Source organism: Balneola vulgaris DSM 17893 (assembly GCF_000375465.1).
Classification (GTDB): domain Bacteria; phylum Bacteroidota; class Rhodothermia; order Balneolales; family Balneolaceae; genus Balneola; species Balneola vulgaris.
The window spans coordinates 1,635,710-1,652,730 of record NZ_AQXH01000001.1; the positions used below are offsets into that span (position 1 = coordinate 1,635,710).

The window sequence follows — 17,021 nt, forward strand, 5'->3', positions numbered from 1 at the left end:
TTGAAGAAATCAGCCTTGTAAATAATCCTTCAAGTACTGCCCAGTATAGCTCTCTTTTGTTTCCATCACCTCTTCGGGTGTGCCTTCAGCCACAACTTGTCCTCCACCAAAGCCACCCTCCGGACCTATATCTATAATCCAATCTGCCGATTTGATGATGTCTAAATTGTGTTCAATGATAATCACCGAGTGACCCGCTTCTACCAATTCATTGAAGGCTGCTAGAAGTTTGAGAACATCTTCAAAATGGAGACCCGTAGTAGGCTCATCAAAGAAGTATACCGTATGCTCAGTGCTTTGCTTTGTTAAGAAGCGAGCAAGTTTTACACGTTGAGCTTCCCCACCCGATAAGGTAGTTGCGCTTTGCCCAAGCTTCAAATAGCCAAGTCCAACATCTTCAAGAGGCTGAAGTTTGTTTGTAATCGGGTTCTCGTCTACAAAAAAATCAATGGCTTCAGAGATAGGCATCTCTAGCACATCATGAATGTTCTTACCTCGGTACTTTACATTCAACACATCCTTACGGAAACGGGCGCCGTTACAAACTTCACACACCAACTCGATATCGGCCATGAACTGCATTTCAATTTTTTGAACCCCTTCCCCTTGGCAAGTTTCACATCGACCACCCGGTACATTAAAAGAAAAATGCCCCGGGGTATAGCCCATAATCTTGGCTTGGCGTGTATTGGCAAATACATCTCGGATACCATCAAACGCTTTGGTGTAGGTTGCCGGGTTTGATCGGGATGAACGTCCAATTGGGCTTTGATCCACCATTTCCACATTGTGGATACTTCCCATTCCGGATAGATCTCTGAATCGACCTACTTTTTGATTGTATGAACCGATATGCTTCTGAATTCCAGCGTACAGCGTATCATGCACTAAAGTCGATTTCCCTGAACCTGAAACACCTGTTACTACCACCATCTTACCCAGTGGAAATTCTACGTCAATGTTTTTGAGGTTGTGCTCGCTAGCCCCTTCCACTTTAACGGAACGACCATTCCCGGGCCTACGCTTTTTAGGCACTTCAATTTCTTTACGGCCACTCAAAAACTTACCCGTTAGTGTGTCCGCTTTTAGTAGCGCCTCATAATCACCTTCGAATACAATTTCACCGCCGTGCACACCCGCAAATGGGCCAATGTCTATCACATTATCCGCTGCTTTCATCATTTCTGGATCATGCTCTACAACCAGAACGGTGTTTCCAATATCACGTAATGATTCAAGAATTCGAATCAAACGGTCGTTGTCTCGAGGGTGGAGACCAATTGTTGGCTCATCAAGTACGTACATACTTCCAATAAGAGAGCTCCCTAATGCGTTCGCCAAACTTATCCGTTGAGACTCTCCACCACTTAGTGTGTTTGCCAAGCGATCTAATGTGAGGTAATCTAATCCTACTTCGTCTAAGTATTTCAGGCGTTTTCTAATTTCGTATAATATTTGTCCTGCTACGCCTTGTTCAAACTCCGTGAGCTCTAACTCTTCAAAATAAGTACGAGCATGTCCTATGGTAAGCTCCGAGACTTCCCCAGCATGCATATTTCCTACTTTCACATATTGGGCATCTTTTCGAATTCTATATCCTTCGCAATCAGGGCAGCGACTATATCCTCTATATCGAGCATATAGCACACGCATATGTACTTTATACGCTTGCGACTTCACATCATCAAAAAACTTCCAGATACCGATATAAGGTCCTTTGCCATGCCAAATGATTTTCTTCACTTCTTTAGGCAAATCGATATATGGGGTATCGATGGAGAACTTATCTTGCGCTGCTACTTTAATTAGATCTCGTAGATGCGTGCTGAATTTCTGAGAGTCGAAAGGAGCAATCACTCCTTCTCGAATTGTTTTTTCAGGATCGGGGATTACCAAATCTTCATCTATACCCGCCACTTTACCGAAGCCTTCACATTTATTACATGCTCCGAAGGGGTTATTGAATGAAAACATTTGTGGGGTTGGCTCGGCAAACTCCATTCCGTCTAATTCAAAACGCTCGCTAAACGGAAGCTCTTCCCCATTTCTGATTTTAATGGATAGTCGACCAGCACCATTTTGAAAGGCCGTTTCTAAAGATCCCGCTATGCGTGTAATCGTAGCTTCATCATCTTTTAATACCAAGCGATCTACTAAAACTCGATAGTCTGTGGCTTTTATTTTCTTTAGGTCAAAATCATCTGCCGTGATATCAGTAATCTGCTCATCTTTGATGTTCAGTAATCGAGTAAAACCTTTCTCTTTTAGAACTTTCAGTTCTTCGTTGAGCTTCTTCTTCTCGTGTTGCGGAATGGGGTACAGTATATAAAAACGAGTGCCCTCTTCTTGGCTAGCGTAGAGATCCTCTATAACTGTTTTTGGAGTATCTTTTTTGACTTGTCGACCCGAAATCGGTGATATCGTGCGCCCGATGCGAGCAAACAGTAATCGTAGGTAGTCATAAATTTCGGTGGTAGTCCCTACGGTAGATCTTGGGTTACTGGTGGTTGTTTTTTGCTGAATGGCCATCGCTGGCGATATACCCTGCATAAAATCAACATCAGGCTTATCCATGCGCTCTAAGAATTGCCGAGCATAACTGGAAAGACTTTCCACATAACGGCGCTGCCCTTCTGCGTAGATAGTATCGAAAGCTAAACTAGACTTCCCCGACCCAGAAACTCCTGTTACCACCGTGAGTTTATTACGAGGTATTTCGACATCTATGTTTTTTAAGTTATGCGTTCGAGCACCCTTTATGATAACCGGGCGTTCTAACGCATCTTCTTTTGCTTTCTTTGTAGCCGTTTGTTTTTCAGACATGCATTTAATTTTGTGGAACCCTGAATATAATGCTTTGAGATAATTCTGTAGATAATTTCTCTAACAATAATTGTGCTAAAATGATTTAGATTTCCTGCACATTCTATGTAAAAATCTGCCTTAGTTCTTCGAATATATCCTCAGCATTTTGATATGCTCGACAGCTTAACTCATTCGAACCCAATATCATTGCAGAAACTTGGCTTTCTTTCTCTTTTTGGTAGAAGCAATGTACGGGTTTATTTAAATGCAGGGCCCGTCCAATTTCATAGCCTACGCCAAGCGATGCGGTTGTAACGTCGGCAATTACAATGTCCGATTCTCTTAGCCAGTTCATGTCTTGATCATGTATTTCCTGATCCGACATTTTTTCTGAAGGCTTTTCATTCCCTATGTGTTCGGTTAGAACTTGTCCATACTTTTTAAGCTCATCAATAACTTTGCTATACAGTTCACGATGGTCGCGCCCTCCTCGTATGGATCCAGAAAAATAAATCTTCATATGCAGTATCACTTTAGATGAATTTAGACACCAAAGGTACTGGTCTTAAGCCACTTATTTGGATGAAATGCATAAAAAAAGGGAGAAGCTTATNCAGCTCCTCCCTTTAATAACTAACAATAGGTTTTTAAAGTTTTATAGGTAGTTAAGACGAACAGAACCGCCAGAAGTTTTAGCTTTTATTCTAGTTCCACCACCGTTTAAAGTGCCTTCGATCTCATCTCGTTCGTATTCGCCGTTAAAATTCTTCAAATCTGCGCGTACGCTACTACCGTCTAAGTCGATATTATATCCTAATTCTTCAGGTATTTTTACGGTGATACTTCCACCTGAAGTCTTTAAATCGATATGGTCTTTAGGCGAAATCACTTCGGCACGAATGGAACCACCACTAGTACGAGCGTCAACATTACCTGAGATTCCCTCTAAAGTGATGCTACCCCCTGAGGTTTTCACATCTAAATCACCTGTAATTTGTTCTGCTGTAATACGTCCACCACTTGTTTTTGCATATACAGAACCTTCAATATCGCCTAGCTGAATGGAGCCGCCAGAAGTGTGGAGGTCAATATTACCAATTAAACCTAGAGCTTTTATTGACCCCCCACTTGTCTTGGCTTTCTGCTCTCCGTTTAAATTGCTGAGCTCAATGCTACCCCCTGAGGTTTTTAATTCTGTTTTAGAATTGGTTGGAGCCTTCACTACAAAAGAAATGGACGGTTGATTTGAGTTCCACTTCCAGCTTCTTCTATTCTCTCTAGTAGCGTGTGCCACTACTTTGTTACCCTCTTTGTAGATTTCGATTTCCCAATCTTTTAGGTCTTCTTCTGATGCACTTACATAATCGCCTCTTTTGCGAACGTACATTTCTACAATTACTTCATCTGAGTTGCTACCGATTACGTCAATGCTTCCTCCAGAAGTGCGAACATCAACCGTAACATTATTACCTACACCGAATCGCTCTATTTTATATGCGTCTTTGCTTGATTGCGCCCACCCCAGTTTTGCCGCTGATAACATCAACACCATAATAAGTGTGAATGACACCGCTACTTGTAACTTAAATCTTTTTGCTCTATCCATGATTGCTCCATTGTTTTTGAACTCGCTGCCCTTACGGCACTAACTTGTTCTTGTTTCAAAGTCTGATTTATAGACGATGAAAAATTGCAATCGTTACCTAAATCCATAAAAAAAGGTGCCTCAACTTCATAAGAGTAAACTCCTATGTTGCCAAGACACCCCTAACTACGGGTTGTTAGTTATTTTATATAAGTAGCTTAGTTTTCTATTCTTCTACTTCGCTCTCCTCTTCGTCCTATATCTTGGTAGAACGGCACTAGTTGATCGTCCACAAATTTGTTGTAGGCATTACGAGTTTCAACAAAACGATCTTCGAGAATCTCGAATACTTCCGCTTGTTGCTGGGTTGGGGCGAAATCAGCACCATTGTACATAATATCACTACCCAGAGCACTTAACCTGCCATAGAGTTTCATCGGACCTCTAAAGGCATCCTCGCGAGCACCTGTTAGGTTTACATCGTATAGATTAGCCTCTATTTCTGTAACTCGCTTATTTAGGGCTTCTGCTCGTTCAACAATTCGGCTTACTTCTTGTGAATTCCGAGTTTCGTTGAGTCGACTAATTAAGTCTTCGAATTCTTTTCGAACCCATTCGATTTCATTAATTAAAGTTACCGTCTCATTTAATTGATCGCGTATCTCTAAGCCGAATGCCACTTGCTTTTCGATATCCTGAATGGTGCCAGTTGAACTCGGATCTTTGCGGACAAGTAATTTTTGTGTTTCTACTTTATCGCCAACGGTTACACGAACGGTATACTCGCCCGGAACCACACGAGGTCCTAATTGACCTCTCCAAAGATCCAGATCCCAAGTTACTAAAGGCCTCCATCCATCATCTCGGAGCGGAACCCATGGTTTGTTAGGAGGAGCTACACGTAACTTTGGCTGGAATGAACGTTCATAGCTTAAATCCCACCAAACGCGGTTAATTCCTTCGTTTGCAGGACCACTTAGCGTTCGAACTAATTCGCCTCGGCCATCTAATATTTCAACCTTGGCATTGCCCTGCCCTTCTTTTACAAAGTAGTTGATGCCCGCACCATACGGAGGGTTCTGGCCTCGGATATGCGTACGGCGTTCTGTTTTGATTCCCTGAATGCTATAGAATCGATAGGTAGGTCTCATCGTGAATACATGAAGATCTTTCTTCATCACCGATGCACTTAATTCTCGCAATGGACGAATGTCATCCATAATCCAGATTCCTCGACCGTAGGTTCCTACAACAAGGTCATCAAAATGAGATTGAATGGTTAACCAATAGATAGGCGCTGAAGGCATGTTATTTCGCAATGGATACCACTCACCACCATCGTTGGGTGAGAAATAAACTTGGTTGTCCGTTCCTGCAAATAAAAGCCCTTCTTGTTTAGGATCTTCACGTACTACATGCACGTAACTATGCACCGACTTTGGAATTCCATCGCTGATTTTCTTCCAGCTTTTTCCATAGTTCTCAGTTTTATAAATGTAGGGATCAAAATCTGCCTGTTGATGAAAATCGACACTTATATATGCCGTACCGGCATCAAATCTGGACGGCTCTATATTCGCAATAGTACCCCATTGAGGCAAGTTGGGGATGTTCTTGGTTACATTTACCCAATTCTCTCCTCCATCTCTAGTAATGTGCACTTGGCCATCATTACTACCGGTCCAAATCACGCCTTCTTCGAGCGATGATTCTGCAATTGCAAAAAGGGTAGCTCCATCAAAGGTCATTAAATTATCAACTGCCACCCCACCTGAAGAGAGCTGATGGTCTTTGATGTTTTGTGTTAGGTCGGGCGAAATAACTTCCCAACTCTGCCCTTTGTTATTGGTAACATGAACATATTGGCTACCCACATATACTTTGTTATGATCGTGTGGAGATATATAGATAGGGAAGGTCCAGTGCCATCTAAACTTCAGGTCTTTGGGAGCCCAACCATAGGCTGCTTCTGGCCATACTCGAACATTTCTTGAATGCTTATTCCGGCGATCGTATACCTCTAAGCCGCCATCATAACACCCCGACCAAACGGTATACCCATCTACGGTATCAGGGATTCCAAACCCACTTTCACAACCACCAACGGCTTCCCATAATCCTAAAGGAATAAAACCCATACGGCTGTTACTAGGACCTTTGTATGAATAACCATCTTGGCGATTTCCATACACGTTGTAGGGAATGTCATTATCTACGTGAGCGTGATACATTTGTGCAATTGGAAGCACATGCTGCTCGAATGATTTTCCATGATTCAAGGTAATACCTACGCCCCCATCATGAGCAACCATAAAGCGACCTGCATTGGTTGGGTCGATCCAAATATCATGATTATCACCACCGCCACGAGGAGGGTTAGACACTATTGTTTTACCTCCGTCAATCGACATACTAAATCGGACGTTTGCGAAGTATAGTCGGTCTTCGTTTTCTGGATCTACCGCAAAGCGTGTGTAGTAAGGCGCTCTTTCATTTAGTGTGTGATTACGAGACACCAAGGTCCAACTATCACCACCGTCATTAGAGCTGTAGAAACCTGGGCTACTTTCTTCTGTAAGCACATACACTCTGTTTGAGTTACTTGGTGCCACGCGAACGGCAACTTTACCTACTGGATTTTCCTCAGAGCCGGGAAGTCCTCGTCCTACACCTGATAACTTTTCCCAGTTCTTTCCGCCGTCTTTTGAACGATATACTCCACTATGAGCCCCGCCACTTTGCAGATTCCAAGTATCGATCTGAATTTGCCAGAAACTAGCATATACCGTATTCGGGTTGTTGGGGTCGATATCCATATCAATACATCCAGTGTCTTCATTTACATGAAGTACTTTTTCCCACTGCTCTCCACCATCGGTGGTCATATAAACCCCTCGCTCTTCTTGAGGACCGAATGCATGCCCTAAAGCACACGCATACACGATATCTGGATTTCGAGGATTTACAACAATTCGTCCAATACGTCCTGTTTTTTCCAGACCCATTTTTGTCCAAGTCTCACCATAATCAAGAGACTTATAGATACCATCGCCCATAGCGTGAGCAGGCCTTATTAAAAAGGTTTCGCCTGTACCCGCCCACATTTCGTTGGGCGCCGATTCAGCAACCGCCAACGCCGAAACGGAGGATGAGGTTTTATCATCAAATACAGGTTTCCAGTTCGTGCCATAATCTATGGTCTTCCATATACCGCCAGAAGCCGCTCCTACCACCGCGGTTGAAGGATCTCCGGGAACTCCAATAACGGCAATCGTTCTATTGCCATCGGGACCAATATGCCGGTATTTAAGTTGGTTGTATTGGCTTGGTTGAAGGGATTGTGCTATTAAGGCTGATGTAAACAGCCCACTAATTAGAGCCGCCCCCAACCATTTGGTTGAGGTCTTAAATAAATTCTTAAACATAGTAGTTAGTCTAGATTTTCTTCTTGAAATGAATCATCTATTATTTATCGATTAAGAATGGTTTGTCGGCGATATTAGCCTCCACCCCTTCTTTCGATTTAGCCACCATTTTGGCTACTTCTTCCATCAGCTTATCGTTGTTTATAACAATACCACCTTTGATGGTGTGAACGATGCCTTTGGTTCTATACATCTCGCCTTCTTTATTCAAGGTTACTGCACCAAATGAATACAGGAATCTTAGGTTGTGAAGCGGACTTCCATCCACAATCAACAGATCTGCTTTGTAGCCAGGGTGTACTAAACCAATTTCGTCTTCTAGGCGCAGGGCTTTCGCGCTATTTTGGTTAGCCGCCTTCAGTACTTCAAGCGTATGCATACCTGATTCTCTAAGAAGTTGGAGCTCTCGAATATTCGAGAAACCCGGTGTTGCCCAGATGTAATTATCATCTGTCCCGTACGCTACAGTACCCCCTCTTTTGTTGAATTCGTAGATCAAATCGCCCCATAAGTCATAAGCCTCATACCAAGTTTGCTCGTCATCCGAAGTCCATTCGTAGTGGTATGAGCCATGATATGCAGGGTTAGGAAGGTTCCACTCAATGAGTGATTGGTGGGTATACTTTTCGTGCCAAGGAAGACTTTGTGCTCTAATGATATCACGGTTCGCCTCATATACAACTCGTGTTGGCTGCATGATTACTCCATAGGCTGCCAGGGAATCGGCTACTTCACCCAATAGACGGTCTTTGTCGGCCTCTTGCCAAACACGTCCAGCTTCTCTGAATCGGTGATTTTCGTTATCGAAGTTATAATCTCGAGGGTAGTCTTGCACTACACGATCTAAAGAAGATTCAGCGTATCCGTAGTGATGCAAAATAAAGGTAACTCCGTGTCGAGCAGCATCTACGGCATTAACCACGGCCGTATTTGACGGAGGTATATGAACTCCTGTAACGCCCCCTGCTTCCCACACAGCATCAGCTGCCGCTTTGAACAACTCTGAATTCCAAGTAACACCATTTAGATATACTTGTCGTGCTCCTTTTGCCACCATTTCCTTCGCAATTCGAGGAGCATTTTTTGGGTCTTCAAGAAAAGCTTGGTCATAATCTAGGTTAGCACCCCACGACCACAATGGATACATACGTGGTGCTAAAATTTCATTTTTCTGCTCTTTTTCCACTTCTTTCATGGCGTTTGCTACACCACGATCTGAAGCAGGCCCCAATGTTGTAACGCCGTGTGCTAGTTTTAAATAGTAGATATACTCAAGTGGCATGGGTTCTTGGCGAAGGTGAGCATGTAAGTCTATGAGGCCAGGCATTACATACTTGCCCGTTGCATCTATAATTCTATCACCGGTTGGCCGGCTTGAGTCTCCTCTTCTTTCTGCTGTAACGGGATCAAAAGGAATCATTTCCGTGATCATGTCATTCTCAATCACGATATCAAATGGTCCAATGGGTGGACCCCCATGTCCTGGGATCACCATGGCGTTTCGAATCACCAAACGGTCGTATGGCCCTTCGGCTAAATCACCAAATTTCTTTTGTGCAGTTGCTGTCATAAGCATAGACAGCCCAATAATTGCTATTAAACAAGTTCTTCGTAGTATCTTCATACGACCCTCTTTTTGTCCCTAATTGAATTGATTCGTCAATAAAAAAACTGCCCTTGATCCTTCAACCAAGAGCAGCTTATTGTTAGTTATATCTTAGTACATATCTTTTTTGCCGAGCTTGTTTTCCTGCTCGTCAACCATTTTGCGAACATCTTCTAAAAGCTGCTTCGCATCATAAATAATACCGTCTTTGATGGTATACTTAACGCCACCAACACGCTCGATTTCATTTACGCCTTTAAGTCTAATTGCTCCGTTTCCATACAGCGATTTAAAGTTCTCTAGTGGATTCTCTTCAACAATCACTAAATCGGCGAGTTTACCCGGACGGATTATACCTCTATCGATGGTTCCACCACTTGCTTTTACAAGCTCTTCAGCACCATAAAGGGTTGCAGAACGAATTACCTCTAGCGGGTGGAAACCAGCTTCTTGAAGCAACTCAAATTCACGAATGTATCCGAAACCATAGGTATTGTAGATAAACCCAGAATCAGAACCTGTAGTTACTCTACCACCAGCGTTCTTGTAATCGTTTAGGAATTGCATCCATGTGCTATAAAATCTCTTCCACTCAATTTCATCTTGAGTAGTCCAATAGAACCAGTACGAACCATGCGCACGGCGACTAGGCTTATAGAAATCCCAAAGCGTTGGGAGCGTGTAATCTCTGTGCCAGTCTTTATTTCTAGCACGCATAACGTCACGGCTTGCTTCATAAATCGTCATGGTTGGATCCATGGTAAAGTCTAAAGCGATAAGCTCCTCAATCATAGCGTTCCAACGCTCACTACCTGGCTCAACTATTTTATTCCATTGGCGGGCAACTTGGCCAAATCTGTGTTGCTCGTTCATGTAGTTATGATCGATTGGGTATGGCTGTACATCATGGCCTTCGTAAAGGCTTTCAAATAAACCGTAGTAATGTGTTTGTGCGCCTAATCCTAAGCGTGCAGCATCCAATGTATTCATGCGAACAACACCTGCTTGATCTAAGTGAGCAGTAGTTCCCATTCCAAGCTTGTTAGCCTCGTCTAAAGCAGCTTCCATGATTTCAGGATCATGAGCACCTAGCTTTAATCCATCAATACCTACCTTATTTGCCCAACGTACCCACTCACGAACCGTCTCAGGGTTGCTCATGTCGCCGCCTTTCCATCCTTTACCAGATGATCCGATACGGTGATAGCTCACCATTCTAGGAGCAGCGATTTCGTTTTTCGCACTACGTTCTTTTTCACTCAACGACCAGTCAACGCTAGAAAAAGGTACACCACGTACCGTTGTAACACCGTGAGCTAACCATAGTTTGTACACGTAATCTGCGTTAGGCACTTTAGGCTGACCACCCGTATGCACGTGAAGGTCAATAAAACCTGGCATGAGGTACATTCCTGTAGCGTCAATCTCTTTGGTAGCTCCTGATGGTCTACCGCGATCACTCATCGGTACACCAGGGTATCCTACACCGTGAATTGAAACAATCTTATTGCCTTCAATAACTACATCTTTTGGTCCTGAAACAGGGCCACCAGTTCCATCAATAATGTTTACGCCACGAATGATGAGCCGATCGTATGGGCCCTCACCTCGATCTCGTTTTTTGCCCGGTTCTGATGGCTGAGCAAAAGCCGCTGTGGTTCCTATGGCAAGGAGTACTAAAAGCAGCGCCTTAAGTCGTAGCCCCAGCTTTATGTTGTTAGTTAGTTTTGATTTCATATTCCCCATTAGATGTTCCTCCATCTGTATTAGGTAAATTAGGTTAATGATAGTGTGTAAGACATACTAAATGGCATCAGCATACCTTAAAATTAGTTTATAGCTACGGGCACTCCCCCTCCGCCACCATTTCCAGAGCTTTGTCCTTTTGTGCCTTTCAGTAAGAATACTGCAGCTACAATAGTGGCTCCCACAATGATGACACCTGGTAAGTGCCTAGCTAGAAATCCTTTTTTCTTTTTGGGTGTAATAGTTTGAACGAGTTGCTCATCCAGCTTTTCTAATTCCTGAGCATAGCTTTCGTAAAAACTCTTTATTTCTAAGGTATACATGATATCCGATGCGACATCGTATCTAATGATATACCCATTTAGAATGGTTTCGCTCGCGTTGTTGCTTTGATTTTGAAGAAAGCCCACGTAGATGTAATCGGTATACAATTTCTTAGCGGCTTCTTTTAAATCTTCCTTTATAGGACTAAGCAATATGCGTTGTTTAAGCTCATCATCTAAAGCATTATCAATTTCGGTTTCTGACTTGTAATACACTTTCCCATCAGCTTTAAGTACAGCTGAAGTACGTTGGGTGATGGCTTCTTGAATATCACTTTCAATGCCTTCGAAGTGCATGCCTAGAAATGCGACACGGATAATTTTTTGAGTCTCCGTAGTGTGTAATGCACCAAAACTCGGCACCGATGTGGCGCCGAGTATGCTGATGCATAATATTATGGATACAAATTGTTGTATTCGACTCATACTTAATGATGAACTAATTTCATCTCTTCTTCAAATTAAACGTCTGGGTTTGCCAAGGTCTCGTTTGAAGGAATCGGCAAGAGTGTACCCGGAGTGGTTACCGCATCTTCACCTGGTAACCAAGCTGGAGATGATGAACCAAAACGATACATGTCATTGAGTCTTCTACCTTGAAGGTATAAGTTTGCTCTACGCTCATGCTCAATGAACTGAACCAAATCATCCGCTACAGTTACATTAGGAAGACCATCTTCATCTCTAACCGTATTGATGTGGTTTCTTGCCTCGATGTTATTCACACCGATATACTCTTCAGCAATAATCAGGTGCATTTCTCTCCACGATAACCATGTTAATGGCGAGTAGTTCTCGGTATATGCCGAGGTATTTAAGAAATCGTTTCTGATATCCTCAAATCTAGGATCAATAGTTCCTGTTTTTGGATCGTCGATTGCCTCGTAAGTCACACCATCTCTAGAAGCCGTAGTTGCAGGTAACAATGAAATCTCACCTCTACTATTAACTTGGTTTGCTAGATAGTTGGTTAGCTGTGCCGAGTTGTAATCGAAGGTAGCCTTATAATCAGTACTCATAAGTGCGAGAGCTTCCATAGCATCAGCACTTGCACCCGTTCCCGTAACTATTGGATCGGAAGGAGTAGTGCCTTTAGGGTTTAGCAGTTCCCAAACGCCTTTAGCATGCTTCGCTCTTGCACGTAACCCATAGGCTTGAGCTTCTAGTGTCTCATCATTAATGGCTTGAGCAACAGTAAGTGCACTGGTTGCATGGTCAATTGCTTGATCATATAACTGGCTCATGTTGTCTTCACCAATAGCCGCAGATGTTTCCTGCTTGTTCGAGAACACAAAGTTATCGTACGAGTCAGCGATAGTAATTCGAACTAGTGCTGAGTAGAGATATACTTTGGCTAAAATTGAACGATCTTCGAGTTCGTTGTTTGTATCAAACTCAGAGATTGAAGCGATAGCAAGATCTGCCATATATCGAGCACGGCTGATATTTGGGAATCCAGCTACGGTAATCTCGTTACTATCGAAATCAATTCGGCCTTCGTTATAGGTCTTATATGATTCGTAAGAACCCGTCCAGTAAATTTCATCACTTATGGTCGAAGTGGAGGCATACACCCATCCCGTTCCCACCATCAATGAATTTAGCAGTCCGTTTTTAATACCCGCTGCCGACGAAGGAGATGTTACATCTTCTTCCGTCAAACTGTTTGGGTTACTCACGTCGAGCAAGCTGTCGCAGCTTACCAGCGTTACACTCATGGCTAATAAACCATATACCATGAGATTCGAAATACGTTTAAATGTCAATGTCTTCATAATAGCTTTCCTATTTGTATTAATTTTTCTCATCACTGTTTAGCTTAGAAGCCAAATTTCAGTGTTAAGGAATAGCTCCTTAGTAGTGGGGTACCGTAGGTATCCATTCCACCACCAAAGTTTTCACGTAGAGAAGCTCCACCACCACGGCTTGCTTCACCGGTAGCAAGTGGGTCAACGCCACTGTATTTAGACCAAAGAGCTAAGTTATTACCTGTTGCGGTAATAGAAGCACTTTTAACTCCTAGTTTTTCTAAAGTCTCTTTTGGCACCGCATAAGAAATGCTCAAATTGCTCCAACGGATGTAATCCGCTTTCTCAATTTCATTCAAGCCATCAAATGGCGACAGTGCTAAAATTTCTGTTACCCATTTTCTACCCGCGTCAATTCGCTGCTGAGTAGTACTTGCGGGGTTCTTTAGAATGGCTTCAAGCTCTGTAGATTTCATGAAGTTTCTACCGATACCTGAGTTCGTTCTTCTGAATGCCCCTGTTAAGTTATGGTGGTAGTAGTTACCCGCTGCATACTGGAAACGCGTGCTTACTGAGAAGTTTTTAGGCAAGCTAGCCATGAAACCAAATGAACCTTCCCAATCTGGCGTTGGCTTACCGAGATAGTGATCTAAGTAACTAGAACCCCCTGGTAGTGCTTGGCCATCTTCGCCAGCTACCATTACTGCCGAGTTGAAATCACTTGGGTTTACCGGACCAGCGAAGTACGCTTCGAGTTCTGCTTGGCTATCAGGAATACCATCTTGGTTGGTATCAAATGGGAAAGCAACTCCGGATGGAAGCATTGCACCAAAGTAAGAAGCTGGCGCATACCCTTCCTTGATGTACATTCTGTCACGTACATAAGTCGCATCAATCTTAATTGGCGGCGCTCCACCTAATGAATTCACTTGCTCGTACAGATACGCTGCATTCGCAAATACATTCAACTGGAAATCTTTCTTTTGAATTACATCCGCATTAATCGAAAGTTCTAAACCACTCGCAATCAGCTCACCAGCATTAGTTAACTGTGGAGTAGTGAAGCCACCTGAAGGCGCATAGGTTCTATCAATAAGAGCGTCTTGTACTACACGATCCCAGTAGGTTGCTTCAAAACCAACACGGTCTTGCATGAAGCCTAATTCAAAACCGATTTCCCACTCAGTGGCTACTTCCGGCTTTAAGTCTTGATTCCCTAAGTTCCCTGGTACAACACCAGCACCGTCGGGTGAGTTAACAGGTACATAGGTTGTGAAGCGGTCAAAGGCTCCAGGCTGCTGCCCAGATTGTCCCCATGCACCACGAACACGGAAAGTTGATACACTTGGAATTTCAAAATCAAAAGCATCTGTTGGTAAGAACGAAACAGAAACTTTAGGATAGGTAGCGTAGTTGGTTTCATCACCAAAAGCACTACTAGCATCCAATCTTAATCCACCTGTTACATATAGGTAATCTTTGTAATCAATTTGTTCTTGAACGAACATTCCTAAATCAACTACTTCTAAGAACGACGATGATGCCGTTTGAGAAGCCGTTGCTCCTAACACTTCAAGACCTGGTCCTGAGAAATTCTGTCCCGATCCTGTAGATGAGTTAATCTCATCACGCGAACCTTGGAAACCTGCAACGAAAGTGGACTTCACATCTTCGTTAAAGTTTTTCGTCCAGTTTACTTTACTCTCGAAGCTCCATACTAACTGCTGACGAGTACCAATAGTTACCGAACCATCCGAGGTTGGTGCTACACCATCTACGGCATACTGGAAACGAGCAAATCTTCTACTACGCTGATCTCTGTAATCAAGTCCCATCGATGCATCGATTGAAACCTCATCAGAGGGTAAGTAGTTTGCTTGAAGTACAAAACGACCTTGGTTGGTGTTATCTGTTACTTCAGGATAGGTACCTTCACGAACTGTTGCGAAGAATGGAATACCGAACGTATCGTACTGACTCGCTTGGCCCACACGTTCAGGCTTTGCATAGCGCGACGTACTTGTTGGAGTATAGATTGTAATACCACTTTCGTAGATACTCGTGTTTGAGTTGGTGTAAGCGGTTTGAAGTCTAAGAGTAAAATCATTGGATGGAATTAAATTCAAATTCCCGTTAAAGAAGAACTTCTTGTAAAGGTCATTCGCATCACCAATGGCGCCGCCATTAAAGTTACTTGGGCTTGGATCGAAAGGTCCGTCAGTATGAGTATAGCGAAGGTTAGCAAAGTACGTCATCCCTTTACCACCACCTTGCACTGAACCTGAAATCTCTTGTCCCATTCCTAATCCGTAGAGGTCAATTAATTGAATAGGTGACTCAAAAGGCTCATAAAAATCTACTTCTAATCCCAAGATGTCTTTTACATTTTGTTGCTCTGAAGCAGACTCAACAAAACCAGTATTGGCTTTGAATCGGTTTGGCATTTGAATGAACTGAGTGTTCAATTCGATATCAAACTGAGGAGCTGATTCTTGGCTACCTTGCTTGGTGAAAATCTGAATTACCCCTGCATTTGCTTGCGAACCATATAAGGTTGCGGCTGCTGGTCCTTTTAGGATCTCAACTCGTTCAATAGAATCAAAATTGATATTACCGAGCCCTGAAGGCGCCCCAATATCGGCATTTACGCCCGGTGCAAATCCTCCGGCTCCAGCAACGCGAACTCCATCAACATAGATGATAGGCTGGTTACTCATCGATAAACTAGAAGTACCACGAATTCTGATTTTAGGCTCCTGATCTACAGCACCACCCTGTCCGTTTATGCTAACCCCAGATACTTTTCCTAAGAGTGCATCTTGTACAGAATTTGAAGCCACACTTTCAACATCCTCGAATTTTACAGAGGAGATGGTATGACCAACCGACTGTCGCTCAACGGCAGCACCGGTACCAGTTACTACTAATTCGTCGAGGTTAAGGGTACTAGGGAAGAGTGTGAAATCGAGCTGCAACTCCTCTCCTGCTGATAATTGAATATTTTTGTCTTCCGAGCGGAAGCCAACACTTCGTGCTGTTACAGTTAATGGAACGCCTGCTGGCACGCTATTTAATACATATTCACCATCGGCATTGGTTATAGCCCCTAGTGTTTTTGCATCCAATTGAATAATTACGGTTACTCCGGGTATGGTCTCATCGTTGGTATCCATTACGGTACCTCTTACCACACCAGATTGAGCCATTGCTTCGCTTGCTATAAGCGCGACGAAACACAGTAAAAGAGATTGTATCGCTCTTTTCATAGAACTCCTGTTGTTTATCGAATACACCAATCTTTGACCACCCTATTGCTAGGCTAGCTGAGTTAGTTTGTACTCGTGTTAGTATTTTTCGTGTTCAAATCGATAAAAGTATTGTTAGACTACTTTTCCGTTTCCCTGAGCTGCTTTTTTAGATCAGCAACTATTTTTCTATCCGGCTCAAACAATAAACCAGAAGTCCGCGAGTTGAAGTGGGGTGATAGACCCTATATTTTTCCCTAATAATTTCACTTTTAAACGAACAATTTGGTTGACTTTAAACCGAACTCTTCTCGCCTCTGAAAAGGCGTTGTGCAAAATCTCACAAAAATATTTTTAATCAACGGCCCTTCTGTTAAAAGAAGTAAAGCAAATTGAACGCCCTTTAAACCTTTAAGAGCTAATTTTTATGGGAGTTATTACTAAGAGCACTTTAATTGCCGTGTGTGTCAAAGTTTGTAGGCACTGAAAATATAGGCGAGTATTCTTCCTCAATTTTTACGCTCAACAAGCTCCATAA

Annotated in this window: 9 protein-coding genes; all 9 read right to left on the minus strand. The window is 43.0% G+C overall.

All coding sequences use genetic code 11. The features are described from left to right. Positions 1-9: 9 nt before the first annotated feature. Positions 10-2,823: an excinuclease ABC subunit UvrA gene (gene uvrA, locus B155_RS0107060; protein WP_018127556.1), complete on the minus strand. Its 2,814-nt coding sequence runs from the start codon at positions 2,821-2,823 to the stop codon at positions 10-12. A 103-nt stretch (positions 2,824-2,926) separates the two neighbouring features. Then, complete coding sequence (locus B155_RS0107065; RefSeq protein WP_018127557.1) at positions 2,927-3,325, minus strand: nucleoside 2-deoxyribosyltransferase; 399 nt, start codon at positions 3,323-3,325, stop codon at positions 2,927-2,929. Positions 3,326-3,460: 135 nt separating this feature from the next. After that, entirely contained in the window at positions 3,461-4,411 is a 951-nt protein-coding gene (locus B155_RS0107070; RefSeq protein WP_018127558.1) for a DUF4097 family beta strand repeat-containing protein, read from the minus strand. Between the two features lie 197 nt (positions 4,412-4,608). Next, positions 4,609-7,815, minus strand: coding sequence for a WD40/YVTN/BNR-like repeat-containing protein (locus B155_RS0107075; protein ID WP_018127559.1), 3,207 nt, complete (start codon positions 7,813-7,815; stop codon positions 4,609-4,611). A gap of 40 nt (positions 7,816-7,855) precedes the next feature. Then, positions 7,856-9,439, minus strand: a complete 1,584-nt coding sequence (locus B155_RS0107080) for an amidohydrolase family protein (RefSeq protein ID WP_157464756.1) — start codon at positions 9,437-9,439, stop codon at positions 7,856-7,858. Positions 9,440-9,532: 93 nt separating this feature from the next. Continuing rightward, positions 9,533-11,167: an amidohydrolase family protein gene (locus B155_RS0107085; protein ID WP_018127561.1), complete on the minus strand. Its 1,635-nt coding sequence runs from the start codon at positions 11,165-11,167 to the stop codon at positions 9,533-9,535. A gap of 83 nt (positions 11,168-11,250) precedes the next feature. Continuing rightward, positions 11,251-11,916 (minus strand): hypothetical protein, encoded by a 666-nt coding sequence (locus B155_RS0107090; protein ID WP_157464757.1) that lies wholly within the window; start codon positions 11,914-11,916, stop codon positions 11,251-11,253. Between the two features lie 35 nt (positions 11,917-11,951). Further along, positions 11,952-13,265: a RagB/SusD family nutrient uptake outer membrane protein gene (locus B155_RS0107095; RefSeq protein WP_169331280.1), complete on the minus strand. Its 1,314-nt coding sequence runs from the start codon at positions 13,263-13,265 to the stop codon at positions 11,952-11,954. 44 nt (positions 13,266-13,309) lie between these two features. Then, positions 13,310-16,504 (minus strand): SusC/RagA family TonB-linked outer membrane protein, encoded by a 3,195-nt coding sequence (locus B155_RS0107100; RefSeq protein WP_083902114.1) that lies wholly within the window; start codon positions 16,502-16,504, stop codon positions 13,310-13,312. Positions 16,505-17,021 lie beyond the last annotated feature (517 nt).

Excerpts from the sequence above, each read along its gene's own strand:
- uvrA (WP_018127556.1), bottom strand. The coding sequence starts at position 2,823 with ATGTCTGAAAAACAAACGGCTACAAAGAAAGCAAAAGAAGATGCGTTA.
- B155_RS0107065 (WP_018127557.1), bottom strand. The coding sequence starts at position 3,325 with ATGAAGATTTATTTTTCTGGATCCATACGAGGAGGGCGCGACCATCGT.
- B155_RS0107070 (WP_018127558.1), bottom strand. The coding sequence starts at position 4,411 with ATGGATAGAGCAAAAAGATTTAAGTTACAAGTAGCGGTGTCATTCACA.
- B155_RS0107075 (WP_018127559.1), bottom strand. The coding sequence starts at position 7,815 with ATGTTTAAGAATTTATTTAAGACCTCAACCAAATGGTTGGGGGCGGCT.
- B155_RS0107080 (WP_157464756.1), bottom strand. The coding sequence starts at position 9,439 with ATGAAGATACTACGAAGAACTTGTTTAATAGCAATTATTGGGCTGTCT.
- B155_RS0107085 (WP_018127561.1), bottom strand. The coding sequence starts at position 11,167 with ATGGGGAATATGAAATCAAAACTAACTAACAACATAAAGCTGGGGCTA.
- B155_RS0107090 (WP_157464757.1), bottom strand. The coding sequence starts at position 11,916 with ATGAGTCGAATACAACAATTTGTATCCATAATATTATGCATCAGCATA.
- B155_RS0107095 (WP_169331280.1), bottom strand. The coding sequence starts at position 13,265 with ATGAAGACATTGACATTTAAACGTATTTCGAATCTCATGGTATATGGT.
- B155_RS0107100 (WP_083902114.1), bottom strand. The coding sequence starts at position 16,504 with ATGAAAAGAGCGATACAATCTCTTTTACTGTGTTTCGTCGCGCTTATA.